This is a genomic window from Citrobacter sp. RHBSTW-00029 (genome assembly GCF_014104295.1).
GTDB classification, from domain to species: domain Bacteria; phylum Pseudomonadota; class Gammaproteobacteria; order Enterobacterales; family Enterobacteriaceae; genus Citrobacter; species Citrobacter youngae.
The window spans coordinates 4,380,407-4,404,662 of record NZ_JABXRT010000001.1; the positions used below are offsets into that span (position 1 = coordinate 4,380,407).

Genomic DNA, 24,256 nt, shown 5'->3' on the forward strand with positions numbered 1-24,256 from the left:
TTAAGCGTGGCGTGCGCCAATAGGTAGCTGTTGATTATTAGCAGGCTTAACGATCAGAGTTAGCCATACTGAGACAAAAAGCGCTACCCCCATAAAAATGTATGAGGCGGACGGGCTGCCGGTGGTGCCATTGAGGTAGCCGACAAACCAGGAACCAAAGAATGAGCCTAATGCGCCCATGCTGTTGATTAATGCCATTGCTCCCCCAGCGACGTTGCGCGGCAACATTTCAGGAATGATGGCGAAGAAGGGGCCATAAGGGGCGTACATGGCCGCACCGGCGATAACCAGCAGTGTGTAAGAAATCCAGAAATGGTCTGCGCCAACGGCCCAGGAGCCAATAAAGGCGAAAGCGGCAATCAGCAGCAGTGGCCAGACAAACAGCTTACGGTTTTGCAGTTTATCGGAAGCCCATGAAACCAGGATCATCGCCGCCGTTGCGGCCAGATACGGAACGGACGAAAGCCAGCCGACCTCTACCATACCCAGGTTGGCACCGCCGCTGCGGATAATTGACGGCAACCACAGAACAAAACCGTAGACGCCAATACTCCAGGCAAAGTACTGCATGCACAGCAGAATAACGTTACGTGAACGGAACGCTTCGCCGTAGTTACGCACGGCTTTGATACCCTGCTGTTCTTTTTCTAACTGGGCCTGCAGCGCGGCTTTTTCGGATTCTGACAACCAGCCTACCTGCGACGGTTTATCTTTTACCAGTACCCACCAGCAGAACGCCCAGATGATGGCCGGAAAACCTTCAATGATGAACATTTCACGCCAGCCCAGCGCCTGAATCAGGTATCCGGACACGACGGACATCCATAGGACGGTGACAGGGTTACCGAGGATCAGGAAGGTATTAGCACGCGAGCGCTCGGACTTCGTAAACCAGTTACTGATATAAATCAGCATTGCGGGCATGACCGCGGCTTCAACGACGCCAAGAATAAATCGGATGGCGGCAAGCATTGGAATGTTGCTGACCATCCCGGTCAGTGACGCGCAGGCGCCCCACAGAATCAGGCAGATAAAAATCAGTTTACGTACGCTGCGGCGTTCGGCGTAAATTGCGCCTGGGATCTGGAAGAAGAAATAGCCAAGAAAAAACAGAGCCCCCAGCAGGGAAGAGATCCCTTTGGTAATACCGAGATCCTCGTTGATGCCGGCTGCGGAAGCGAAGCTGAAGTTCGCGCGATCAAGGTACGCCAGGCTGTACGTGATAAACACGATTGGCATGATGTACCACCAGCGTTTTACTGCATTGGTTGAGCTATTCATAGACTGCCCTCTGGTTATGCTGATACGCCGCCTCTGAATGTAGGGTACAGAGACAGAGTTGGCCGGGAATTTATTCCCCTAATTGTTCACGTGTGGGTAATCCTTCGCTGTCGCCCTGGACCTGAATGGCCAGAGCGCCAATTTTATTGCCCCGGGTCACCGCCTGATGCAGCGAGCGCCCTTCCAGCAGGGCGCTGATAACGCCGACGGCAAAGCCATCACCCGCACCGACGGTATCGACCACATTGTCGACTTTCACCGGTGCGACGCAGCCTTGCTCGCCGCTCGCTGCTTTGTACCAGGCCCCATCAGCCCCGGTTTTGATAATCACGGCCTTCACGCCATGACGCAGATAAAAGTCGGCAATGGCTTCTGGTGTCTGCTGACCGGTTAAAATCATGCCCTCTTTTAATCCAGGCAAAACCCAGTCAGCCTGGAATGCCAGTCGGTTGAGTTTTTCCACCATCTCGCCTTCGCTTTTCCACAGCACTGGGCGTAAATTCGGATCGAACGAGATGGTCTTCCCTTGCGTTTTTAGCGTGCGGGCGGTGTGCGCCAGTAGTTCATATGAACTGGCAGACAGCGCAGCTGCAACGCCGCTCAGGTGCAGGTGGCGTGCGCTGGAGAAATACCCATCGTGATAATCCTCAACGCTGAGATGGCTGGCAGCAGAACCTTTGCGGAAATATTCCACAATGGGATCGGTTCCATTTTCGACTTTAGATTTAAGCTGAAAGCCGGTAGCGTAGCGCCCGTCCAGAGTAACTCCCTGCGCATTAATCCCTTCTTTCTCCAGCGACTTAATAATAAAACGGCCAAAACTGTCGTTACCCACGCGGCTTACCCAGCCTACGTTCAGACCCAGGCGAGCAAGTCCGGTTGCGACATTAAGTTCAGCGCCTGCAACGCGTTTAATAAACTGCTCCACGTCCGCCAAATCACCGGTTTGCGTGGCGACAAACATCGCCATCGCTTCACCAATAGTGACCACATCCAGTGAATTTTTCATGTGTTACTCCTTGCGTAACAGAGCGACGTAGTGACGGGTAACCGCCGCCAAATCCTGCCCTTCCAGGGGAAACTCAATGCCGCGTGGAACATCTGCGGGCAACGTGTCCAACAGCGCCAGCCAGCGTGGTTCCGCGTGATCAGGCGGCACGGCACGGTAACTGTCGCGATGTGATGTGGCGGCTTTCACATGGATGTATCCAACGCTTGAGCCCAACTGCTGTGCAGCCTCTTCCGGAACGTCGCCTACCCACAGCCAGTTGCCCATATCGAAGGTCAGAGATATCGGCAGATTTTGCGTCTGGCAGGCTTCGTTAAAGCGCTGCATCGGCTTCAGGCGTCCGCAGGACGTTTGATCGTTTTCGACAACCAGCTCCATCCCGCTGTTGTCCAGCCATTCACGTAACACGTTAAACTGTTCGGTATGGGAGAAATGGCCGAGGGAGACTTTTAGCCACAGCGCCTGCAGGGCCTGTGCTTCTTCAAGTAGCGCAGGAAGTCGGGGATTGAGGCTACCGTCCTCAAGGAACAACGGCTCAGGCGCTGAGTAACAGGCCAGCAGGCCGAAGATTTCGACAGCAGAGGCCATGGTTGGCAGTGTTTTTAGCTCGGCGTCGGTCAGCATCTCGCGACGGATTTCAACCCCGTCAGCACCGGCTTCGGCAATGATAGGCAGCAGGGCGGTTTGCCCACCTGCGGCGCGTACCTGGTCGTAGCCGTAAGCGGCAGTGACCACCATAATTTTTCTTTTCATGGAAACTCCAAAACTAGCGTTCTTGCTATAACGCTAGATGGAACCGGTTCCAAAGAAAAGGCTATGATGTTGAATTTATGATCACCATCACGAAGGAAATTTAGCGGGCGGTAGAGCCGCGAACGATCAATTCGCCGGAGAAGACCTGTTCCTGAATGGCAGCAGAGCCGCCATCGATCCTGCGTACAACCTGCTCAACGGCGGTATAGCCAATCTGCCAGGTAGGTTGTTTCAACGTGGTAATACCAACGCCCGCCAGTTCGGCCCATTCCAGTTCGTCAAAACCGAGCAGGCCGATATCGCTGCCCCAGTTAAGGCCAATACGCTTTAGCGCACGGGCAACCTGCAACGTCAGGGCGCCATTGGCAGAGATAACGGCTTTGCGCATCCCACGATGCTGCTGGTGAAACTGGCGCAGTGTGTCATCGAGTTGCGTATTGTCCGTTAGCGGGACTTCCGCATTTTGTGCGATAACGCCGGGGTACTGTGCGAGGGTGGCGCGAAAAGCGCTCAGGCGCTCGCGGCGGGTATTCACCATGCCGAGTGGTTCGCTGAGGAACAGGATGGCTTCAAAACCTTGTTCGACCAGATGTTCCGTGGCAACTGTTGCCGCCTGAGTGTTATCCAGCCCGACCATATCACAGGCGAAATCGGGAATTTTACGGTCAATCAGCACCATCGGCAGCGCAGACTGCTGCAGACGGTTCAGTCCTTCTTCACGCATCCCGACGGCGTTCACCACGATCCCTTCGACCTGGTAGCTGCGCAGCAGGTCGAGATAATGCAGCTCCTGATCCACTTCGTTGTTCGTGTTACAGACCAGCGGGGTAAAACCTTTGTCACGACAGGCGGCTTCAATGCCGCTTAACACGTTGACGGAGTAGGGATTGGTAATATCGGCGATGATCAGGCCAATCAGGCGGGTACGACCGTGTTTCAGGCCTCTGGCCATCAGGCTGGGACGGTAGTCGAGATCGGCAATGGCTTGTTCAATGCGGGCCAGTAGCGCGTCGGAAAGCAGATGCTTTTCACCGTTGAGGTAGCGTGAAATGCTGGTCTTGCCGGTTTTTGCGGCCTTTGCCACATCGCTGATGGTTGCCCGTGTTGATTTGCTCATCGCTGATTTCCCTGAATTTCGTGTGAATACCTTAGCGGGAAAATCTGACGAAGCAAGTAATTTGCCCGGTGGCGCTGCGCTTACCGGGCCTACATGTCGAACGTAGGCCGGGTAAGGCGAAGCCGCCACCCGGCTCAACGATTACTGCACAGGACTCAACGTAATCTCTACGCGACGGTTCTGCGCTTTACCTTCCGCCGTGCTGTTGCTGGCGATCGGATTAGACGGACCCATGCCCTGAGTGCGGATACGATTAGCGGCAACCCCTTGCGTGATCAAGGCGCTGGCCACGGAGTCCGCGCGTTGTTGAGACAGACGCATATTCAGATCCTGGCTGCCGGTGCTGTCGGTGAAGCCCAGCACGTTGACGGCGGTTTTATTGTACTCTTTCAGTACCATTGCCACGCCGGTCAGGGTGTTGGCACCAGCAGGTTTCAGGTTGGCGCTGCTGCTGTCGAAGGTGACGTTATTCGGCATATTCAGAATGATGTTATCGCCACTACGCGTCACGCTGACGCCCGTTCCCTGCATTTTTTCGCGCAGTTTGGCTTCCTGCACGTCCATGTAATAACCGATACCGCCACCCACAGCCGCACCTGCCGCTGCACCAATCAGGGCGCCTTTGCCGCGATCTTTCTTCGAAGAAGAGAGTGCGCCAATGCCCGCGCCGACCAGGGAACCAATACCCGCGCCAATGCCGGATTTACCCGCTTCGCGTTCGCCGGTGTAAGGGTTTGTTGTGCAGCCAGAAACCGCCAGGGCGCCGCTCACGATGGCAGCAATAACAAAAACACGTTTCTTCATCTTAATTCCTTAATGACTTTTTCTTCTTTGCCACAGCGACCGTGGCGGTTGATTATGACGTGTGAACATGAAGAAAATTCCAGGGAAGACTCTGAAATTTGTAAGTAACATTGAACGGCATAATAACTAAGCCGTCACATCGCATTCAGGAGCGCCATCTTGGCTAATTCACCCGCACATTACCCGGTGTTAACTGCCGCCCACTGGGGACCAATTCTCGTCGACACCGATGGTGAGACGGTTTTCTCCTCGCGTGGCGCGCTGCCCACTTCCCATCCCAACTCTTTGCAAACCGTGGTGCGCGACCAGGTTCACAGTAAAACGCGGGTACGTTTTCCAATGGTGCGTAAAGGCTTTCTCGCCTCGCCGGAGAATCCCCAGGGCGTGCGTGGGCAGGATGAATTTGTTCGCGTCAGTTGGGACGACGCGCTGAATCTTATCCATACGCAGCATAAACGCATCCGTGACAGCTACGGCCCGGCCTCGATTTTTGCCGGTTCCTACGGCTGGCGCTCTAACGGCGTGTTACACAAAGCGGCAACCCTGCTACAACGCTATATGGCGCTGGCAGGCGGTTATACCGGGCATCTGGGAGATTATTCGACGGGGGCTGCGCAGGCGATCATGCCGTACGTGGTGGGCGGTAACGAAGTTTACCAGCAGCAAACCAGCTGGCCAGTGGTGCTTGAGAACAGCGAGGTGGTGGTGCTGTGGAGTGCTAACCCACTGAATACACTGAAAATTGCCTGGAATGCTTCTGACGAACAGGGTATTGCTTACTTTGAAGCCCTGCGCGATAGCGGTAAGCGATTGATCTGCATCGATCCAATGCGATCGGAAAGTGTGGCGTTCTTTGGCGACAAAATGGAATGGATCGCCCCGCATATGGGAACCGATGTAGCGTTGATGCTGGGTATCGCGCATACGCTGGTGGAAAACGACTGGCACGACGAGGATTTTCTCGCCCGTTGTACAACCGGATATGATTCGTTCGCCGGCTACCTACTGGGTGAATCCGATGGGATAGCGAAAACGGCAGAATGGGCTGCTGAAATTTGTGGTATTCCGGCAGCGAAAATACGCGAACTTGCGGCAATATTTCACCAAAATACCACCATGCTGATGGCCGGCTGGGGGATGCAGCGTCAGCAGTATGGCGAGCAAAAACACTGGATGATCGTCACGCTGGCCGCCATGCTCGGTCAAATTGGCACGCCCGGCGGTGGCTTTGGGCTGTCGTACCATTTTGCCAACGGTGGCAACCCAACGCGCCGGGCTGCGGTGCTGGCTTCGATGCAAGGGAGCCTCAAAGGCGGTACCGACGCGGTGGATAAAATCCCGGTGGCGCGTATCGTTGAGGCGCTGGAAAACCCCGGCGGTTTCTATCAGCATAACGGTATGGATCGGCATTTCCCGGACATCCGCATGCTGTGGTGGGCGGGCGGCGCCAACTTCACGCATCACCAGGATACCAATCGTTTGATTCGCGCCTGGCAAAAACCGGAGTTGGTAGTTATCTCTGAGTGTTTCTGGACCGCTGCGGCGAAGCATGCCGATATCGTGTTACCTGCGACAACCTCTTTTGAACGTAACGATTTGACCATGACCGGAGACTACAGCAACCAGCATCTGGTGCCGATGAAGCAGGTCGTGCCGCCACAGGCTGAAGCACGCAACGATTTTGATGTTTTTGCCGAGCTTAGCGAGCGCTGGGAACAGGGCGGTTACGAGCGATTCACCGAAGGTAAAAGCGAACTGGCGTGGCTGGAAACTTTTTACGACATTGCCGCGCAGCGTGGTGCCAGCCAGCAGGTTACACTGCCGCTCTTCGCTGAGTTCTGGCAAAAGAATGCACTGATCGAAATGCCGGAAAACGCCGCCAATGCGCAGTTTATCCGTTTTGCTGATTTTCGCCGTGATCCACAGGCGCATCCGCTGAAAACGGACAGTGGAAAAATTGAAATCTATTCTGCAAAAATTGCAGGTTACGGCTATGTGGATTGTGCAGGACACCCGATGTGGCTGGAGCCGGATGAGTGGTTCGGCAATGCCGAACCCGACCAACTGCAGGTGCTTTCCGCCCATCCGGCTCACCGTTTGCACAGCCAGCTCAACTACAGTGCGTTACGCGAACAGTATGCGGTGGCGGATCGGGAGCCGGTAACAATTCATCCGCAGGATGCGCAAGCGCGGGGGATTGCCGATGGCGATACGGTCAGAGTGTGGAACCACCGCGGGCATATCCTGGCGGGTGCTGTCGTGACGACAGGGATCAAACCTGGCGTGATTTGTATTCATGAGGGGGCCTGGCCTGATTTGGACCCGGCCGCCGACGGGATTTGTAAAAATGGTGCTGTCAACGTGCTGACCAAAGATCTCCCCAGCTCGAAGCTGGGGAACGGCTGTGCGGGCAATACCGCGCTGGCGTGGCTGGAGAAGTACAGTGGGCCCACGCTGACACTTACCGCGTTTGATCCGCCTGCCAGCCCATAATCCAGGTTGGATGGTGAGTCTCTTCCTGCCATGCGCTGTCTTCAATGCGAAAGCCCAGTGCGTGGTAGAAGTTTACCGCTGATTGGTTCTTCTGGTAGACCTCCAGGCTGAGCAACGAAAAGCGCTGCTGAACATGTTGTACCAGCGCTTTGCCGATCCCATTTCTGATAGCCGCTGGTGCAACAAACAGCGCGCCCAAAAAGCGCTCTTCCATTACGCTGGCAAAGCCTTTTAGCTCACCTTTTTCTTCCCAAACCCAGGTTTGTGCGGCAGGCATGTAGACGTCGCGCACGATGGGCTCACTCTCGCGCCAGTAGCGTTCTTCGATAAACGGATGGGCGTAAATCGTGCTTTCCATCCACAGCGCCAGAATCGGCGCCAGATCGTCAGGCGTTGATTGGCGAATCATGTTGACCCCCTGGGTAGCAAATACAGTCGGTGATATGGTCGTTGACCAGGCCACATGCCTGCATAAAGGAGTAACAGATGGTGGTGCCGACAAACTTAAACCCGCGTTTTTTTAAGGCTTTTGAAAGCGCGTCTGACGCAGGGGTTGAAGTGGGGATGTCGCTCAGACTGGCGGCACGCGTCAGCTGCGGTTGGTTATCCACGAATGACCAGACGAATTCGCTAAACGGTTCACCGTTTTGCGCCATCGCCAGATAGGCTCGGGCGTTGCCGATAATGGCCTGGATTTTCCCGCGATGACGAATAATACCGGCATCCAGCACCAGCCTTTCCACATCGTCTTCGGTCATCGCCGCAACGGCAACAGGATCGAAATGGTGAAAAGCACGGCGGTAGTTTTCCCGTTTTTTCAGCACGGTTATCCAGGATAATCCCGCCTGCTGGCCCTCCAGGCAGATCATCTCGAACAGTTTTTGACCGTCGGTTTCCGGGACGCCCCATTCCTTGTCATGATAGGCAATGTATAGTGGATCCTGACTGACCCAGCCGCAACGTTGCATACTCTTCCTCGCTGTTTTTACTGGCGTAAAAATTTCATTCGGCTCGCCTTGACGCGCCCGCTAAAAAGACAATATTTAATACAGGGCCTCATGTGCCCGATATCCTTTAAACAATGACAATAATATCGCCGTATTCGGCTCTTTTCTGGAGTCGCGTTGATGATTATAAGAAACAGTAGTGGTCGTCAGAGGTTAACTCTGGCGAACGTCATCGTCTGTGCGCTGTTTGCCAATACGGCATATGGCTGGCAACAAGAATATATCGTTGATGCGCTGTCCGGTCATACGTCGGAACGCTATACATGGGACAGCGATCACCAACCACGTTATAACGACATTCTGGAAGAGCGCATTCGCTCCACCCAGAACGTGGCGGGGCCGGTGGTGAATCTGGCGGACCAAACGGCTCTGGATGCGACCAGCGGTATGAGCGTGGGCTGGAATTTTCCCCTTTCCCGTAAGGTGACGACGGGACCCGTCGCAGCCCTGCATTATGATGGTTCAGCCACCTCTACCTACAACGAATTTGGCGACAGTGTGACTTCGCTAACGCTGACCGATCCGATGTGGCATGCCAGCGTCAGTACCCTGGGCTGGCGGGTCGACTCGCAGTTTGGCGATGTACGGTCATGGGCGCAAATCAGCTATAACCAGCAGTTTGGCGAGAATATCTGGAAGGCGCAATCGGGTCTCAATCGTATGGCGGCGGCGAGTCAGGATGGTAACTGGGTCGATGTCACTGTCGGTGCAGATATGCTGCTGAATCAGCATATGGCTGCCTATGCGGCACTTTCTCAGGCAGAAAATAGTACGAATAACAGCGATTATCTGTACACCATGGGAGTGAGCGCTAAATTTTAACGAAAGAAAGCCGGGATAAAACATCTCTGTTACATATCGGGATCAATAATCACACGCATTCCAGCGATAGCGTGCACTAACTCCGGCAATAAAATTCAGTAACCCGACTTTTTGTCTCGTCATTCATTCCGCAATCCAGGCATTTCATTCCGTCCTGATGGCATTTCATGCCGTTTTCTCCTGGTCATAAAAGCACTTCGGTATGGTTGTCGGCAGAGAATTTCCCATTTTGTTTATGCAGGAAGACTGCCATGAAAACTTCTGATTATCAGCGTACCCGGTGGCTGACACTGATCGGCACCATCATTACCCAATTTGCATTAGGTTCTGTTTATACCTGGAGCCTGTTTAACGGTGCGCTCTCTTCTAAGCTTGATGCGCCGGTGAGTCAGGTTGCATTTTCCTTTGGTTTGCTGAGTCTGGGTCTGGCGATCTCTTCTTCCGTCGCCGGGAAGCTTCAGGAACGTTTCGGTGTGAAACGCGTCACCATGGCATCGGGTATCTTACTGGGTGTGGGCTTCTTCTTAACCGCGCATTCTGACAGCCTGATTATGCTGTGGCTGAGTGCCGGTGTACTGGTTGGTCTGGCGGATGGCGCAGGCTACCTGTTAACCCTGTCCAACTGTGTAAAATGGTTCCCTGAGCGTAAAGGGCTGATTTCCGCCTTTGCGATCGGTTCTTACGGCCTGGGTAGCCTTGGTTTTAAATTTATCGACAGCCAACTGCTGAGCACTGTGGGTCTGGAAAAGACCTTTATGATTTGGGGCGCGATCGTACTGGTGATGATTGTCTTTGGCTCCACGCTGATGAAAGATGCGCCAAACCAGGAAGTTAAAGCCGTAAATGGCGTGGTAGAGAATGACTACACGCTGGCACAATCCATGCGTAAACCACAGTACTGGATGCTGGCAGTGATGTTCCTGACGGCGTGCATGAGCGGGCTTTACGTGATTGGTGTCGCGAAAGATATCGCCCAAAGCCTGGCAAAAATGGATGTGGCAACAGCGGCGAATGCGGTAACCGTTATTTCTATCGCGAACCTGTCAGGTCGTCTGGTTCTGGGTATTCTGTCCGACAAAATTTCCCGTATTCGCGTTATCACCATTGGTCAGGTTGTTTCGCTGGTGGGCATGGCGGCGCTGCTTTTTGCCCCGCTGAATGAAGTGACATTCTTCGCAGCCATTGCCTGTGTTGCCTTCAACTTCGGTGGCACCATTACGGTCTTCCCGTCACTGGTGAGTGAGTTCTTCGGCCTGAATAACCTGGCGAAAAACTACGGTGTTATCTATCTTGGCTTTGGTATCGGCAGTATTTGTGGTTCGATTATCGCTTCACTGTTTGGTGGGTTCTATGTCACCTTCTGCGTTATCTTTGCGCTGTTAATCATCTCGCTGGCGCTTTCTACCACCATTCGCCAGCCGCAACGTAGCGTATTTACTGAGGCTCACGCCTGAATCTATTAGCGGTCTGATTAATACCCGGCGCATATATTTACAAAAATATATGCGCCGTTTGCATTCACCATAAGCACTTTTCTCCCCTCCTGTGGTCTACTTAGCCGCGCCCGTAGACATTTCATCTCTGCTGTTGTCGCATTTTCCCCTGTTTGGTCGATTGACCACTTCACAGGGTGTTTTTATCCCGATTCCCAGGGTTTTTTTGCATGAGATACATTAAATCGATGACGCAGCAAAAGCTTAGCTTCTTGCTTGCGATCTATATCGGTCTGTTTATGAACTGCGCAGTTTTTTATCGCCGCTTCGGCAGCTATGTGCAGGAATTTACCGCGTTGAAAGGAATCTCTGCGGTTGTTGAATTGGCCGGCACCGTGCTGGTTACCTTCTTTTTACTTCGTCTTCTGTCTCTGTTTGGTCGGCGGGCCTGGCGTGTACTGGCTACCTTGGTGGTGCTGTGTTCCGCTGGTGCCAGCTATTACATGACCTTCCTGAATGTGGTCATTGGCTACGGCATTATTGCCTCGGTCATGACAACCGATATTGATTTATCAAAGGAAGTTGTGGGCTGGCATTTTATCGTGTGGCTGGTGTCGGTCAGCATTTTGCCGCTGCTGCTTATCTGGAGTAACCGTTGCCGCTATACCCTGCTAAAACAAATACGTACGCCAGGTATGAGATGGCGTAGTGTGGCCGTTGTTCTGCTGGCTGGCTTGATGGTGTGGGCGCCGATTCGTTTACTTGGAATACAGCAAAAATCAGTTGAACGGGAAACGGGTATTGATTTGCCCAGCTACGGTGGCGTAGTGGCAAATTCATATTTGCCTTCAAACTGGCTGTCCGCGCTGGGTCTGTATGCCTGGGCGCAGGTGGATGAATCTTCAGATAACAATTCGTTGATGAATCCGGCGAAGAAATTTACCTACGTCGCCCCCAAGAATATTGATGATACCTACGTCGTGTTTATTATCGGCGAAACGACCCGCTGGGATCATATGGGCATTTTTGGCTACGAGAGAAATACTACGCCAAGGCTGGCTCAGGAAAAAAACCTGGCCGCGTTCCGCGGATATTCGTGTGATACGGCAACCAAACTTTCGCTACGCTGTATGTTTGTTCGTGAAGGTGGGGCGAGCGATAACCCGCAGCGTACGCTGAAAGAACAAAACGTCTTTTCCGTACTCAGCCAGCTAGGTTTTAATACCGATCTCTACGCGATGCAAAGTGAGATGTGGTTTTACAGCAACACGATGGCGGAGAACATCGCCTATCGTGAGCAGATTGGCGCTGAGCCGCGTAACCGTGGCAAAACGGTTGACGATATGCTGCTGATCTCTGAGATGCAGCAATCAATCAAACCGGACGATAATGGTAAACACCTGATTATCCTGCATACCAAAGGCTCGCACTTTAACTACACGCAGCGCTATACCCGTGAGTACGCCCAGTGGAAGCCGGAGTGTGTCAATGTTGATAGCGGTTGTTCGAAAGCGCAGATGATTAACTCATTTGATAACTCGGTAACCTATGTTGACCACTTTATCACCAAAGTGTTTGACCAGCTGCGCGATAAGAAAGCGATTGTGTTCTATGCTGCCGATCACGGTGAGTCGATCAACGAGCGTGAGCATCTGCACGGTACGCCACGTAAAATGGCACCGCCAGAGCAGTTCCGCGTTCCTATGATGGTGTGGATGTCTGATAAGTATCTGGAAGACCCCGATCATGCGAAAGCCTTCGCCCACCTTAAGCAGGAGGCTGATATGAAGATTCCGCGTCGCCATGTTGAACTGTACGACACCATTCTCGGTTGTCTTGGATATACCTCGCCAAACGGTGGTATAAATGAGAATAACAACTGGTGTCATGTCCCGGACGACAAGAAGATTGTAACCCAGTAATGGGCTGCTGACTTTCTCGCCGATCGAATGGCATTTTGATACTAAGGGATTGACGGGCGCGCAGCTGAGCAGTAAGATGCGCCCCGCATTCGGTGATTGGCGCAGCCTGGTAGCGCACTTCGTTCGGGACGAAGGGGTCGGAGGTTCGAATCCTCTATCACCGACCAAATTAGAAAAGCCCGCTCTTTGAGCGGGCTTTTTGCTTTCCGGAATCCACGAGGATGAGAACCTCCGGGGGTAAGAGGTTCGACTCGAGCGTAGCGAGAGAACGTTGCGTCAGCAACGGCCCGCAGGGCGAGCCACGCAGTGGCGAGTAATCCTCTATCACCGACCAAATTAGAAAAGCCCGCTCTTTGAACGGGCTTTTTGCTTTCCGGAATCCACGAGGATGAGAACCTCCGGGGGTAAGAGGTTCGACTCGAGCGTAGCGAGAGAACGTTGCGTCAGCAACGGCCCGCAGGGTGAGCCACGCAGTGGCGAGTAATCCTCTATCACCGACCAAATTCAAAACCCTGCTCAGCGAGCAGGTTTTTTTTGCTTTGTAGGCCTGATAAGCGCAGCGCCATCAGGCAAAACATTGCAGCATTTTGGCATTGCCGGATGGCGGCGCAGACGCCTTATCCGGCCTACAGGCTCAGTTTCATCCCGGCGTGTATGGTGTTATTCCAACCCCACCTTTGACCTTCATTTTATCTGCAAAAATTGTGCACCACTTCCCACTGACTGTTAACGATTCTGTGACATATTCCATTGCCTTTTTTTATATTTGCTTGAATCTTTTTTTGCGTTACTTATGGCTGAACCCAGCATTTTCCGCTGTGCGTTTTAACGTTCATGGTATTAATCGCTCAGATATGCAGCATGTGTTGAGAAAATTTTCATAATTTGCATAAATGTTAATCACCAAATGTTTCTGAATATGAAGATATTTATTCTGGCATAGTGCGCGTAGCACAAATTTCCCTGCTGAAAATACCCGCCTGCACTTTTTTTAATCTTTGTTTGCCAATTCTCACCGTTGGTGTAAATCGCGGTTACCTGTATTGACGTTTTCACATTCTGTTGACAGATTGTAGGGCATGAGGGGCATTTCATGGAGAATCCGCGCTGCAACTCAGTCGCTTATGTGAACGGAATCCCCATCCTCTTAACGCCGACCCGGCCGGGTAAAAAACAAAAAAGGCCAGGCGGTGCAAACCCACTGCAAAGGGTAAAACAACAAACATCACATTTGGAGCAGAAGAATGAGTATTTCCTTGAAGAAGTCAGGGATGCTGAAGCTTGGTCTGAGCCTGGTGGCTATGACCGTCGCAGCAAGCGTACAGGCTAAAACTCTGGTTTATTGTTCAGAAGGATCTCCTGAAGGCTTTAACCCGCAGCTTTTCACCTCTGGTACCACCTATGATGCCAGCTCCGTGCCGATCTATAACCGCCTGGTCGAGTTCAAAACCGGCACAACTGAAGTGATCCCGGGACTTGCTGAGAAGTGGGAAATCAGCGAAGACGGTAAAACCTATACCTTCCACCTTCGCCCTGGCGTGAAGTGGCAGGACAACAAAGATTTCAAACCGACGCGCGATTTCAACGCCGATGACGTGGTGTTCTCTTTCGATCGTCAGAAAAATGCCCAGAACCCGTACCACAAAGTTTCTGGCGGCAGCTATGAATACTTCGAAGGGATGGGTCTGCCGGATCTGATCTCCGAAGTGAAAAAGGTGGATGATAAAACCGTTCAGTTCGTGCTGACTCGCCCGGAAGCACCGTTCCTGGCTGACCTGGCGATGGACTTCGCTTCTATTCTTTCCAAAGAATATGCGGACAACATGCTGAAAGCCGGTTCCCCGGAGAAAGTGGATCTGAACCCAATCGGTACCGGTCCGTTCCAGCTTCAGCAGTACCAGAAAGACTCCCGTATTCTGTATAAAGCATTCGAAGGTTACTGGGGCACTAAGCCGCAGATCGACCGTCTGGTCTTCTCCATTACGCCTGACGCTTCCGTGCGTTATGCCAAGTTGCAGAAGAACGAGTGCCAGGTGATGCCGTACCCGAACCCGGCAGACATCGCGCGCATGAAGCAGGATAAAAATATCAACCTGATGGAGCAGGCCGGTCTGAACGTTGGCTACCTCTCTTTCAACACCGAGAAGAAACCGTTTGATGACGTGAAAGTCCGTCAGGCGCTGACCTACGCGGTAAACAAAGACGCGATCATTAAAGCGGTTTATCAGGGTGCTGGCGTTGCCGCGAAAAACCTGATCCCACCGACCATGTGGGGCTATAACGACGACATTAAAGATTACACCTACGATCCTGAGAAAGCCAAAGCACTGCTGAAGGAAGCCGGTCAGGACAAAGGCTTTACCGTTGAGCTGTGGGCTATGCCGGTACAGCGTCCATATAACCCGAACGCCCGTCGTATGGCGGAAATGGTTCAGGCTGACTGGGCGAAAATTGGCGTTCAGGCCAAGATTGTGACCTACGAGTGGGGCGAGTATCTGAAACGCGCCAAAGCGGGTGAACATCAGGCGGTGATGATGGGTTGGACCGGTGACAACGGGGATCCGGACAACTTCTTCGCCACCCTGTTCAGCTGTGCGGCAGCGAAAGACGGCTCCAACTACTCTCGCTGGTGCTACAAACCGTTTGAAGACCTGATCCAACCGGCGCGTGCGACCGACGATCACAACAAACGTATTGAACTGTACAAGCAAGCTCAGGTTGTTATGCACGATCAGGCTCCGGCTCTGATTGTTGCTCACTCCACCGTGTACGAACCAGTGCGTAAAGAAGTGAAAGGCTATGTGGTTGATCCATTAGGCAAACACCACTTCGAAAACGTCTCTGTCGAATAATTAAAAGCAATTAAGGAAGCGCTGCGCCCCGGTATTGTGTAGGCCGGATAAGCGCAGCGCCCTCCGGCGTAATGCTTTACCCACGATGCAGTTTGCGTGGGATAAGATTTGTGAGCAATACAGACTCACGGTTCCAGGCCGTGCGTCATTAGAGAGAATCCGGGTTATGTTGCAGTTCATTCTCCGACGTTTGGGACTCGTCATCCCCACGTTTATCGGTATCACTCTTCTCACCTTTGCCTTCGTCCATATGATCCCCGGCGATCCGGTTATGATCATGGCGGGTGAACGTGGGATCTCCCCTGAGCGTCATGCTCAACTGTTGGCTGAACTCGGTCTGGATAAGCCGATGTGGCAGCAGTACCTCCACTATATCTGGGGGGTTATGCATGGTGATTTAGGTATCTCGCTGAAAAGCCGCTTACCGGTGTGGGAAGAGTTCGTGCCTCGCTTCAAAGCGACGCTGGAACTCGGCGTCTGCGCGATGATTTTCGCCGTCGCAGTAGGTATCCCGGTGGGTGTTCTTGCTGCCGTTAAGCGCGGCTCCATTTTCGATCATACCGCCGTTGGCCTGGCGCTGACCGGTTACTCCATGCCGATCTTCTGGTGGGGCATGATGCTGATCATGCTGGTGTCCGTACAGTGGAACCTGACGCCGGTTTCCGGTCGGGTGAGCGACATGGTGTTCCTTGATGATTCCAATCCCCTGACCGGTTTTATGTTGATCGACACCGCCATCTGGGGTGAAGAGGGCAACTTTATCGATGCGCTGGCGCATATGGTCTTGCCTGCGATGGTGCTGGGTACCATTCCTCTGGCGGTTATTGTGCGTATGACCCGTTCGTCGATGCTGGAAGTGCTGGGCGAGGATTACATTCGTACCGCGCGCGCTAAAGGTTTGACCCGCATGCGCGTCATCATCATTCATGCTCTGCGCAACGCCATGCTGCCCGTTGTAACCGTTATCGGCCTGCAGGTTGGTACGTTGCTGGCTGGGGCAATCCTGACCGAGACTATCTTCTCGTGGCCGGGGCTGGGACGCTGGCTGATCGATGCGCTGCAACGCCGTGATTATCCGGTAGTGCAGGGTGGGGTATTACTGGTCGCGACGATGATTATCCTCGTCAACCTGCTGGTAGACCTGCTGTACGGCGTGGTGAACCCGCGTATTCGGCATAAGAAGTAAGGGGCCATCATGTCACAGGTTACTGAAAATAAAGTTATTGCCGCACCGGTGCCGATGACGCCGCTGCAGGAGTTCTGGCACTATTTTAAACGCAACAAAGGTGCGGTTGTTGGGCTGGTGTACGTTGTGGTGATGATCCTGATTGCGGTCTTTGCCAACGTCCTTGCACCCTACAACCCGGCAGACCAGTTCCGCGATACGCTACTAGCTCCTCCTGCGTGGCAGGAAGGCGGTACCATGGCGCATTTGTTTGGTACTGATGATGTGGGCCGCGATGTGCTGTCCCGCCTGATGTACGGGGCGCGTCTGTCGCTGTTGGTTGGCTGTCTGGTGGTGGTGCTTTCCCTGCTGATGGGCGTGGTTCTCGGGCTGATCGCCGGCTACTTTGGCGGAATTGTCGATAACGTCATCATGCGTGTGGTCGATATCATGTTGGCATTGCCGAGCCTGTTACTGGCGCTGGTGCTGGTGGCGGTATTTGGTCCCTCGATAGGCAACGCCGCTCTGGCGCTGACGTTCGTGGCATTGCCTCACTATGTCCGTCTGACGCGTGCCGCCGTGCTGGTGGAAGTTAATCGCGACTACGTCACCGCTTCGCGCGTGGCGGGAGCCGGTGCGATGCGCCAAATGTTCGTCAATATTCTGCCTAACTGTCTTGCGCCGCTGATTGTTCAGGCGTCGCTTGGCTTCTCTAACGCCATTCTCGATATGGCTGCCCTCGGCTTTCTGGGGATGGGCGCACAGCCGCCTACGCCGGAATGGGGCACCATGCTCTCTGACGTTCTGCAGTTTGCCCAAAGCGCCTGGTGGGTTGTGACCTTCCCGGGGCTGGCGATCCTGTTGACGGTGCTGGCATTTAACCTGATGGGTGACGGTCTGCGTGACGCGCTCGATCCCAAACTGAAGCAGTAAGAGGTTCGAGATGGCGTTATTAAATGTAGATAAATTATCGGTGCACTTCGGCGACGTAGGTTCCGAATTCCGCGCCGTGGACCGCATTAGCTACAGTGTGAACCAGGGGGAAGTGGTTGGCATTGTTGGGGAATCTGGTTCTGGTAAGTCCGTCAGCTCGCTGGCGATTATGGGGTTGATTGACTACCCAGGCCGCGTTATGGCTGAAAATCTGGAGTTTAATGGTCGCGACCTGAAGCGCATCTCTGAGAAAGAGCGTCGCCAACTGGTGGGTGCGGAAGTGGCAATGATCTTCCAGGACCCGATGACCAGCCTTAACCCCTGCTACACCGTCGGCTACCAGATTATGGAAGCCATCAAGGTGCACCAGGGCGGCAATAAAAAAACGCGTATTCAGCGGGCAATTGACCTGCTGACGCTGGTGGGGATCCCCGATCCGGCCTCGCGCCTGGATGTCTATCCGCACCAGTTGTCCGGTGGGATGAGCCAGCGCGTGATGATCGCGATGGCGATTGCCTGTCGTCCGAAGCTGCTGATTGCCGATGAACCGACAACGGCGCTGGATGTGACCATTCAGGCGCAGATCATCGAGCTACTGCTGGAATTGCAGCAAAAAGAGAACATGGCGCTGGTCTTGATTACCCACGATCTGGCGCTGGTGGCCGAAGCCGCGCACAAAATCATCGTGATGTACGCCGGGCAGGTCGTGGAAACCGGGGCCGCACAGGATATTTTCCGCGCGCCGCGCCATCCGTATACCCAGGCGCTGCTGCGAGCGTTGCCGGAGTTTGCTCAGGACAAAGCGCGTCTGGCCTCGTTGCCGGGCGTGGTGCCAGGGAAATATGACCGCCCGAACGGTTGTCTGTTGAACCCGCGCTGCCCCTATGCGACTGACAAATGCCGCGCTGAAGAACCTGAACTGAACCTGCTGGAAGGCGGTCGTCAGTCGAAATGCCACTACCCACTTGATGATGCCGGGAGGCCTGGGCTATGAGTACGCAAAAGGCCGCCGCGCAACAGCCGCTGTTGCAGGCCATTGACCTGAAAAAACACTACCCGGTGAAAAAGGGCATGTTCGCCCCGGAACGCCTGGTGAAAGCGCTGGATGGTGTTTCCTTTACTCTGGAGCGCGGTAAAACGCTGGCGGTGGTCGGTGAGTCGGGCTGTGGGAAATCCACCCTTGGCCGTCTGCTGACGATGATTGAAATCCCGACCGGCGGTGAGCTGTATTACCAGGGACAGGATTTACTCAAGCACGACCCGCATGCGCAGAAGCTGCGTCGGCAGAAAATCCAGATAGTATTCCAGAACCCCTACGGTTCCCTGAACCCACGTAAGAAAGTTGGGCAGATTCTGGAAGAGCCGTTGCTGATCAACTCGACGCTCAGCAAAGAGGAGCGTCGTGAAAAAGCGCTGGCGATGATGGCGAAAGTGGGACTGAAAACCGAGCACTACGACCGCTATCCGCATATGTTCTCCGGCGGTCAGCGTCAGCGTATCGCCATTGCCCGCGGTTTGATGCTTGACCCGGATGTGGTGATTGCCGACGAACCGGTCTCGGCGCTGGACGTTTCCGTACGTGCGCAGGTGCTGAACCTGATGATGGACTTGCAGCAGGAACTGGGGCTGTCCTACGTCTTTATCTCGCACGACCTGTCGGTGGTAGAGCACATTGCTGATGAAGTGATGGTGATGTATTTGGGCCGCTGCGTGGAAAAAGGAACCAAGGATCAGATCTTCAATAATCCACGTCATCCGTACACTCAGGCGCTGCTTTCCGCAACGCCGCGCCTGAACCCGGACGATCGCCGCGAGCGTATCAAGCTGACCGGTGAGCTGCCAAGCCCGCTGAATCCGCCACCGGGCTGTGCGTTCAACGCCCGTTGCCGTCGTCGCTTTGGTCCGTGTACTCAGCTTCAGCCACAGTTAAAAGACTATGGTGGTCAACTGGTAGCCTGTTTCGCCGTTGACCAGGACGAAAACCCACAGCAATAAACGTGGGTTATGACCCGATAACCGGAGCCTTGTGCTCCGTTTTTTTTATAATTCGTTTTTACTCCCACAATGTGAGTCCATTGGCAGAACATTATTCCATAGTGTCTAGAATATAGTCAGATTTTTGGACGGCACAGAAATATCTACTTCGCAGTTGCTAACTACCAGGAGCAAATGTGGTCACGATACGCTGGGATATTAAAACAATTGATCGTCTGTCGATGGTTGAGGATGTCCTGAAGGAATTTTCCTGTTGTGATATCAATATCATCTCCATGAAAGTCACACCTGGACGGATCCTGATTAAATCCTGGTGTCGCCAGTTACAGGATATTTCCTGCGTGCAATCCTGTTTAAGCCGACGCGCCGATATTATTAACGTCGCTTACCTGTGTGAAGAGATAAGCGAGTTGTCGATGTCTGAGCCGGAACGCCCGCGCTATTTCTCTGACATTATTTGCAGCAGCCAGAGCATGCACTCGCTTATCGAAAAGGCGATAAAAATTGCTGACAGCAAATATACCGTTCTGATCCGTGGTGATACGGGCACTGGCAAAGAATTGCTGGCCCGGGCTATCCATAATTCCGGTCAGCGGCGTTTTTATCCGTTTATTCCGGTTAACTGCTCTGCGCTACCTGAGTCGTTGATGGAGAGTGAATTCTTTGGCTATGAGAAAGGGGCTTTTAGCGGCGCAGACTGTAAAGGTAAAAAAGGGTTGTTTGAAATGGCCGAGAAAGGCACCCTTTTTCTCGATGAATTTGGTGAAATGTCGCTGGGCTTACAGGCTAAATTATTGCGCGTCCTGCAGGATGGCGGGATCCGTCGCGTTGGCGGGGCGCAAATTATTCCGGTTAATGTACGCATTATTGTGGCAACCAACGCCAATCTGGAAGAGATGGTGGAGCAACGCCTGCTGCGCGCCGATCTCTATTACCGCATCAATGTACTTTCCCTGACTATTCCACCCTTGCGGGAACGCCCACAGGATATCAGTCTGTTGATTCGCCACTTTGTGCAGAAATACGCGAAGGAGTTCCAGCGGCGGATCATTCTGGATAAAGCTTGCTTTGATGCCCTGCATCATCACAGTTGGCCGGGAAATGTGCGCGAACTGGAAAATACCATTATTCGCCTGATGCTAATGGCGGAGTCCGATGTCATAACGCGGGAAGAATTAGGAATAGTGAATTTTCCCGCCGTTAAGCAAGGCCCGACAGAACGTCCTTTTAAAGAGCAGGTCCAGTGCGCCGAGCGTCAGTTAATTGAACAGATGGTGGAGGAGAATGTGTCGTCACGGCATATCGCCAAAGCGCTGGGGGTGTCACATACCACGGTACTGAATAAAATTCGCAGCTATCAACTGGAGAGTGTGAGCTAAGCGCCGCCAAGAGCTGACGGCGCAGTTTACGCGGGTTATTCAATCAGCTTCAGTAATGGCGACAGGCACAGCAGGATCCCGTACAGCAGGATTAGCCAGGTTTTCAGCCCGCGTAGTTTTTCCAGCTGTGTGACTTTATAGATCAGGAAAAACGGAATAATACACGACACAATTCCGTACAGTGGGCTACCCAGCTGGAAGAAAACCAACACCGATACGCGGAAGGATACCCAAATCACCAGGGTGATAACAATAAAGGTACAAATACCCAGCGTAAGCACCAGAGGATTAATTTTTTCCACGTCAATAACGCGGCTCAGTACGTTAAGAATAATTCCTTTGATCGCCTCGTGGAATCCCAAATAAATACCAAAAAACGCGGTTAATACGGCGAAGATATTTAATACCGTTGAGGTGATATGGATAATCTGTCCCGGAATGACCTGTGCCGCCAGCGCCAGTGCGGAAATATTTTGTTCGAAGGCTGAAACGGCCTCTTCGTGGCTAATCGAAAAGGTAAAAGAGAAGGAGAAAAACAGGATGACCGCAATCAGCGTAATGTAACTGATCCGATGCGTGCGTATAGCCATACGTGTGGCCAGTACCCGGTCCGCCACCCGTTTGCGGTAGGCAATGTTCATGGGGTTCAGCACCTGAATAAACACCGCCGAGAAGAAGCAGAATGGGATAGTCAGCAGCACATCGCGAAAGAACACCGATGCTTCAGGAAAGGCGCTGATATTGCTGAAGTTCCAGTGCGGAACCATCGCAAAGCCGAAGATGATGATAATGCCGACTTTTACCACCACCATCGGACCGGAGATTTTGAACAGTAGCTTTTCTCCCCCGGAAGCAATGGCTACCAGTACGGCAAAAATGGCCACTTTGTAGATGATTGACTGCGAAAGGTCGGTATCGGTTAGCCCAAAAGTTTTGATATACGAGGCGCTGTCAAAAACCACCGATAATGAATAGATGAATATTCCATGAATAATCATCAAAAAGTAAATCACACCGAGGAATACACCCCAGTTTTTCCCAAGGTAATGACTTATAATATCGGTGTAGTCATTGCAGGTTTCACTTTCGGATAATGTTTTTAAATAAATGTCCTGCACAATGTACGTTGCCGGGTAAGCGATAATAAAGGCGACAATAAAAACCCAAATGCCGGTTAAGCCAATTTGTACCGGCATCAGAACTGTACCCGCACCAATTGCCATGCCGATGCAGAGTAATACCCAGCCAAAATCGTATTTTGTAAACGGTATTTTCTTTGAGAATGGTACGGCGGTTGCTGTATTGTTGCTTAATTGTATTGTGTTGTCCTGCATAGAACCCCCTGCCCAAAATACCCGTTCTCCCCAAAAAGGAGCGCGCGTATAGCCAGACTGTTGTGCCTTGATGCTCAACGACCTGAACCGAGCGTCGTCGGTTCAGGCCGTAATGGTCAGAATGTTGCCTTTCTGATGGCGTGTTCAAGGTCGTTAATAATATCTTCTGGATCTTCAAGACCCACAGAAAGACGGATAAGCCCGTCGGTAATACCTGCTTTAAGCCGTTCCTCTGGCGCAACGGGCGAATGTGTCATAGACGCTGGGTGCTGAATGAGGGTTTCGGTATCACCGAGACTGACCGCGAGGAGGCACAATTCTACAGAATTGATCATCCGTCTGCCAGCATCGAGGCCGCCGGCAATTTCAAAGCTGATAATTCCCCCTGGCAGGCTCATCTGCCGTTGGCCCAGTTCATACTGTGGGTGCGAAGCCAGGCCAGGGTAATAAACGTGGGTAATGGACGGATGCCCTTCGAGGAAGCGGGCGATTTTTAGCGCGTTTTCACAGTGACGTTCCATACGAATGCCCAATGTTTTAACGCCGCGCAGCGTCAGCCAGGCGTTGAAAGGGCTCATACAGCCACCGGTAATATCCTTCAAACCGACAAACCGCGCCTGGTCGATAAATTCCTGTTTCCCGACAATGATGCCGCCAATCACGTCTCCGTGACCGTTGATATATTTAGTGACGCTATGCACCACGATGTCTGCGCCCAATTGCAGAGGCTGCTGACAGTACGGCGACATAAAGGTGTTATCCACGACCAGCAATGCGCCTTGCTGATGGGCGATACCGGCTACCGTTTCAATGTCGACCAGCGACAGCGTCGGGTTAGCGGGCGTTTCGATATACACAACTTTGGTTTCCGGGCGCATGGCGGCGCGGATTTCTTCCGGTTTCGCGGCGTCGACAAAACTCACGTTAATGCCGAACTTCGGCATGCTGTGCGACAGAAATGCGTGAGTACAACCATAAATCGCGCTGGCGGAAACGATATGGTCGCCCTGCTGGCACAGCGTCAGCAGCGTTGTGGTGATCGCGGAAATGCCGGATGCCGTTGCCAGCGCGGCTTCACCTCTTTCCAGCACCGCCAGCTTTTTCTCCAGCGCATCGGTGGTAGGGTTGCCTAAACGGGTGTAAATGTACCCGGACTCTTCGAGCGCAAAGCGGGCGGCACCTTGTTCGGCGCTGTCAAAAACAAACGTTGAAGTCTGGAAGATAGGCGTACTGAGCGCGCCAGTTGAAGGGTCGGGTTGTTGCCCCGCGTGAACGATCTGGGTATTGAATCCGTAAGTACGACAGTCAGACATGATATCTCCTTTGATTCGGAACAGAACAGCTCACAGTCAAATAGCAATCGCTGTGCCAGAAAATAAACCAATAGATATCAATTGGTTATTTATATTCTGACATTAATTGTCGGCAGGAATGTTGCCAACTGGCAAGAATCTTTCCAGCGTACTGGCGAGAAAACCGGTGAAATGCGAAGCGCTACGCAGAGCGCAATATTGCGCAGTGATATGGCGAGTGGGCTACCGTAGAATCAGCGGCAAGCCGGGAGTTCCCGGTGAGGCGCAATGTTGCGGGGGCTTGATCCCCGGCGGCATCGGTTGCTGGAAAGAGAAAACCCCCGCACGTTGTTCGGTATAAACCAGGCAACTAAACGGGGGCTAACTTGACTCCAGACAAGTTAAGAATAGCCGCGAACAGTTGCCATTGCAACACAGGCGGCTATATGACGCTCACACAGTTAGGTGTGGCTTTCTGGCACGATTTAGCGGCTCCAATTATCGCTGGCATTATTGCCAGCCTGATTGTGAACTGGCTGCGTAACAGGAAGTAATGCACTTTGCGGGTGTCTGCCTGCCGTAATGGCAACATGCGCCCGAACCAGGCCGCAGGGGTTAACCTTGCGGCCTTTTTCGGCTTAAATGCAGATAAATCTCGTCGCCAG

Annotated in this window: 21 protein-coding genes, 1 tRNA gene and 2 other RNA genes; 15 read left to right on the top strand and 9 right to left on the bottom strand. The window is 53.0% G+C overall.

The features are described 5' to 3' along the window. The 5 genes from HV041_RS21170 to HV041_RS21190 all read right to left on the bottom strand — a co-directional run bounded on the left by HV041_RS21170 (window position 1) and on the right by HV041_RS21190 (window position 4,964). Window positions 1-1,281: an MFS transporter gene (locus HV041_RS21170; RefSeq protein ID WP_048213661.1), complete on the bottom strand. Its 1,281-nt coding sequence runs from the start codon at window positions 1,279-1,281 to the stop codon at window positions 1-3. Window positions 1,282-1,351: 70 nt separating this feature from the next. Further along, window positions 1,352-2,290 (bottom strand): sugar kinase, encoded by a 939-nt coding sequence (locus HV041_RS21175; RefSeq protein ID WP_048213660.1) that lies wholly within the window; start codon window positions 2,288-2,290, stop codon window positions 1,352-1,354. A 3-nt stretch (window positions 2,291-2,293) separates the two neighbouring features. After that, the gene (locus tag HV041_RS21180; RefSeq protein WP_048213659.1) at window positions 2,294-3,043 is read right to left on the bottom strand and encodes a xylose isomerase domain-containing protein; all 750 of its coding nucleotides are present in this window, start codon (window positions 3,041-3,043) and stop codon (window positions 2,294-2,296) included. A 100-nt stretch (window positions 3,044-3,143) separates the two neighbouring features. After that, window positions 3,144-4,160 carry a LacI family DNA-binding transcriptional regulator gene (locus HV041_RS21185; RefSeq protein WP_005133828.1) on the bottom strand — a complete coding sequence of 339 codons (1,017 nt, stop codon included), beginning with the start codon at window positions 4,158-4,160 and terminating at the stop codon, window positions 3,144-3,146. A gap of 141 nt (window positions 4,161-4,301) precedes the next feature. Then, the gene (locus tag HV041_RS21190; RefSeq protein ID WP_003024287.1) at window positions 4,302-4,964 is read right to left on the bottom strand and encodes an OmpA family lipoprotein; all 663 of its coding nucleotides are present in this window, start codon (window positions 4,962-4,964) and stop codon (window positions 4,302-4,304) included. Between the two features lie 159 nt (window positions 4,965-5,123). Between HV041_RS21190 and HV041_RS21195 the strand changes: the two genes are divergently transcribed. Next, entirely contained in the window at window positions 5,124-7,457 is a 2,334-nt protein-coding gene (locus HV041_RS21195) for a molybdopterin guanine dinucleotide-containing S/N-oxide reductase (protein ID WP_121585188.1), read from the top strand. Here HV041_RS21195 and HV041_RS21200 read toward each other — a convergent pair. Next, entirely contained in the window at window positions 7,426-7,866 is a 441-nt protein-coding gene (locus HV041_RS21200; protein ID WP_121585187.1) for an N-acetyltransferase, read from the bottom strand. The genes HV041_RS21195 and HV041_RS21200 overlap by 32 nt on opposite strands. Beyond that, complete coding sequence (gene tag, locus HV041_RS21205) at window positions 7,844-8,425, bottom strand: DNA-3-methyladenine glycosylase I (RefSeq protein WP_121585186.1); 582 nt, start codon at window positions 8,423-8,425, stop codon at window positions 7,844-7,846. Before tag ends, HV041_RS21200 begins: the two co-directional genes overlap by 23 nt. A 159-nt stretch (window positions 8,426-8,584) precedes the next feature. Between tag and HV041_RS21210 the strand changes: the two genes are divergently transcribed. From HV041_RS21210 to HV041_RS21270, 13 genes are all read left to right on the top strand, one after another. Continuing rightward, complete coding sequence (locus tag HV041_RS21210) at window positions 8,585-9,286, top strand: autotransporter outer membrane beta-barrel domain-containing protein (RefSeq protein WP_048213654.1); 702 nt, start codon at window positions 8,585-8,587, stop codon at window positions 9,284-9,286. 251 nt (window positions 9,287-9,537) lie between these two features. Beyond that, a complete protein-coding gene (locus HV041_RS21215; protein WP_048213653.1) occupies window positions 9,538-10,740 on the top strand; it encodes an MFS transporter in 1,203 nt (400 codons plus the stop codon). 209 nt (window positions 10,741-10,949) lie between these two features. Further along, entirely contained in the window at window positions 10,950-12,641 is a 1,692-nt protein-coding gene (gene eptB, locus HV041_RS21220; RefSeq protein ID WP_048213652.1) for a kdo(2)-lipid A phosphoethanolamine 7''-transferase, read from the top strand. Window positions 12,642-12,731: 90 nt separating this feature from the next. Further along, window positions 12,732-12,808 (top strand) — tRNA-Pro (locus tag HV041_RS21225). A gap of 34 nt (window positions 12,809-12,842) precedes the next feature. Beyond that, window positions 12,843-12,975, top strand: a non-coding RNA gene (locus HV041_RS21230) — RtT sRNA. 34 nt (window positions 12,976-13,009) lie between these two features. After that, window positions 13,010-13,142, top strand: a non-coding RNA gene (locus tag HV041_RS21235) — RtT sRNA. A gap of 592 nt (window positions 13,143-13,734) precedes the next feature. After that, window positions 13,735-13,971, top strand: coding sequence for a hypothetical protein (locus tag HV041_RS21240; protein WP_162873164.1), 237 nt, complete (start codon window positions 13,735-13,737; stop codon window positions 13,969-13,971). Continuing rightward, window positions 13,886-15,493, top strand: coding sequence for a dipeptide ABC transporter periplasmic-binding protein DppA (dppA, locus tag HV041_RS21245; RefSeq protein WP_048213650.1), 1,608 nt, complete (start codon window positions 13,886-13,888; stop codon window positions 15,491-15,493). The genes HV041_RS21240 and dppA overlap by 86 nt, the downstream gene beginning before the upstream one ends. A 166-nt stretch (window positions 15,494-15,659) precedes the next feature. After that, window positions 15,660-16,679 (top strand): dipeptide ABC transporter permease DppB, encoded by a 1,020-nt coding sequence (dppB, locus tag HV041_RS21250; RefSeq protein WP_003837733.1) that lies wholly within the window; start codon window positions 15,660-15,662, stop codon window positions 16,677-16,679. Window positions 16,680-16,688: 9 nt separating this feature from the next. Then, window positions 16,689-17,591 (top strand): dipeptide ABC transporter permease DppC, encoded by a 903-nt coding sequence (gene dppC / locus HV041_RS21255; RefSeq protein ID WP_003024315.1) that lies wholly within the window; start codon window positions 16,689-16,691, stop codon window positions 17,589-17,591. 10 nt (window positions 17,592-17,601) lie between these two features. Then, complete coding sequence (gene dppD, locus HV041_RS21260) at window positions 17,602-18,585, top strand: dipeptide ABC transporter ATP-binding protein (RefSeq protein ID WP_005133837.1); 984 nt, start codon at window positions 17,602-17,604, stop codon at window positions 18,583-18,585. After that, window positions 18,582-19,586, top strand: coding sequence for a dipeptide ABC transporter ATP-binding subunit DppF (dppF, locus tag HV041_RS21265; RefSeq protein ID WP_048213649.1), 1,005 nt, complete (start codon window positions 18,582-18,584; stop codon window positions 19,584-19,586). The genes dppD and dppF overlap by 4 nt, the downstream gene beginning before the upstream one ends. Before the next feature lie 176 nt (window positions 19,587-19,762). Beyond that, on the top strand, window positions 19,763-20,965 hold the full coding sequence (locus tag HV041_RS21270; protein WP_048213648.1) for a sigma 54-interacting transcriptional regulator: 1,203 nt from the start codon (window positions 19,763-19,765) through the stop codon (window positions 20,963-20,965). Window positions 20,966-21,000: 35 nt separating this feature from the next. Here HV041_RS21270 and HV041_RS21275 read toward each other — a convergent pair whose 3' ends face one another. Further along, window positions 21,001-22,299 (bottom strand): aromatic amino acid transport family protein, encoded by a 1,299-nt coding sequence (locus tag HV041_RS21275; protein WP_048213647.1) that lies wholly within the window; start codon window positions 22,297-22,299, stop codon window positions 21,001-21,003. A gap of 116 nt (window positions 22,300-22,415) precedes the next feature. Continuing rightward, window positions 22,416-23,612, bottom strand: a complete 1,197-nt coding sequence (gene megL, locus HV041_RS21280) for a methionine gamma-lyase (protein WP_121585184.1) — start codon at window positions 23,610-23,612, stop codon at window positions 22,416-22,418. A 425-nt stretch (window positions 23,613-24,037) separates the two neighbouring features. Between megL and HV041_RS21285 the strand changes: the two genes are divergently transcribed. Further along, window positions 24,038-24,145: a type I toxin-antitoxin system toxin Ldr family protein gene (locus HV041_RS21285; protein WP_048213645.1), complete on the top strand. Its 108-nt coding sequence runs from the start codon at window positions 24,038-24,040 to the stop codon at window positions 24,143-24,145. Window positions 24,146-24,256 lie beyond the last annotated feature (111 nt).

What these genes read in the sequence shown, in the direction of transcription:
- HV041_RS21170 (WP_048213661.1), bottom strand. Translation starts at nt 1,281, where the DNA reads ATGAATAGCTCAACCAATGCAGTAAAACGCTGGTGGTACATCATGCCA.
- HV041_RS21175 (WP_048213660.1), bottom strand. Translation starts at nt 2,290, where the DNA reads ATGAAAAATTCACTGGATGTGGTCACTATTGGTGAAGCGATGGCGATG.
- HV041_RS21180 (WP_048213659.1), bottom strand. Translation starts at nt 3,043, where the DNA reads ATGAAAAGAAAAATTATGGTGGTCACTGCCGCTTACGGCTACGACCAG.
- HV041_RS21185 (WP_005133828.1), bottom strand. Translation starts at nt 4,160, where the DNA reads ATGAGCAAATCAACACGGGCAACCATCAGCGATGTGGCAAAGGCCGCA.
- HV041_RS21190 (WP_003024287.1), bottom strand. Translation starts at nt 4,964, where the DNA reads ATGAAGAAACGTGTTTTTGTTATTGCTGCCATCGTGAGCGGCGCCCTG.
- HV041_RS21200 (WP_121585187.1), bottom strand. Translation starts at nt 7,866, where the DNA reads ATGATTCGCCAATCAACGCCTGACGATCTGGCGCCGATTCTGGCGCTG.
- tag (WP_121585186.1), bottom strand. Translation starts at nt 8,425, where the DNA reads ATGCAACGTTGCGGCTGGGTCAGTCAGGATCCACTATACATTGCCTAT.
- HV041_RS21210 (WP_048213654.1), top strand. Translation starts at nt 8,585, where the DNA reads ATGATTATAAGAAACAGTAGTGGTCGTCAGAGGTTAACTCTGGCGAAC.
- HV041_RS21215 (WP_048213653.1), top strand. Translation starts at nt 9,538, where the DNA reads ATGAAAACTTCTGATTATCAGCGTACCCGGTGGCTGACACTGATCGGC.
- eptB (WP_048213652.1), top strand. Translation starts at nt 10,950, where the DNA reads ATGAGATACATTAAATCGATGACGCAGCAAAAGCTTAGCTTCTTGCTT.
- HV041_RS21240 (WP_162873164.1), top strand. Translation starts at nt 13,735, where the DNA reads ATGGAGAATCCGCGCTGCAACTCAGTCGCTTATGTGAACGGAATCCCC.
- dppA (WP_048213650.1), top strand. Translation starts at nt 13,886, where the DNA reads ATGAGTATTTCCTTGAAGAAGTCAGGGATGCTGAAGCTTGGTCTGAGC.
- dppB (WP_003837733.1), top strand. Translation starts at nt 15,660, where the DNA reads ATGTTGCAGTTCATTCTCCGACGTTTGGGACTCGTCATCCCCACGTTT.
- dppC (WP_003024315.1), top strand. Translation starts at nt 16,689, where the DNA reads ATGTCACAGGTTACTGAAAATAAAGTTATTGCCGCACCGGTGCCGATG.
- dppD (WP_005133837.1), top strand. Translation starts at nt 17,602, where the DNA reads ATGGCGTTATTAAATGTAGATAAATTATCGGTGCACTTCGGCGACGTA.
- dppF (WP_048213649.1), top strand. Translation starts at nt 18,582, where the DNA reads ATGAGTACGCAAAAGGCCGCCGCGCAACAGCCGCTGTTGCAGGCCATT.
- HV041_RS21275 (WP_048213647.1), bottom strand. Translation starts at nt 22,299, where the DNA reads ATGCAGGACAACACAATACAATTAAGCAACAATACAGCAACCGCCGTA.
- megL (WP_121585184.1), bottom strand. Translation starts at nt 23,612, where the DNA reads ATGTCTGACTGTCGTACTTACGGATTCAATACCCAGATCGTTCACGCG.
- HV041_RS21285 (WP_048213645.1), top strand. Translation starts at nt 24,038, where the DNA reads ATGACGCTCACACAGTTAGGTGTGGCTTTCTGGCACGATTTAGCGGCT.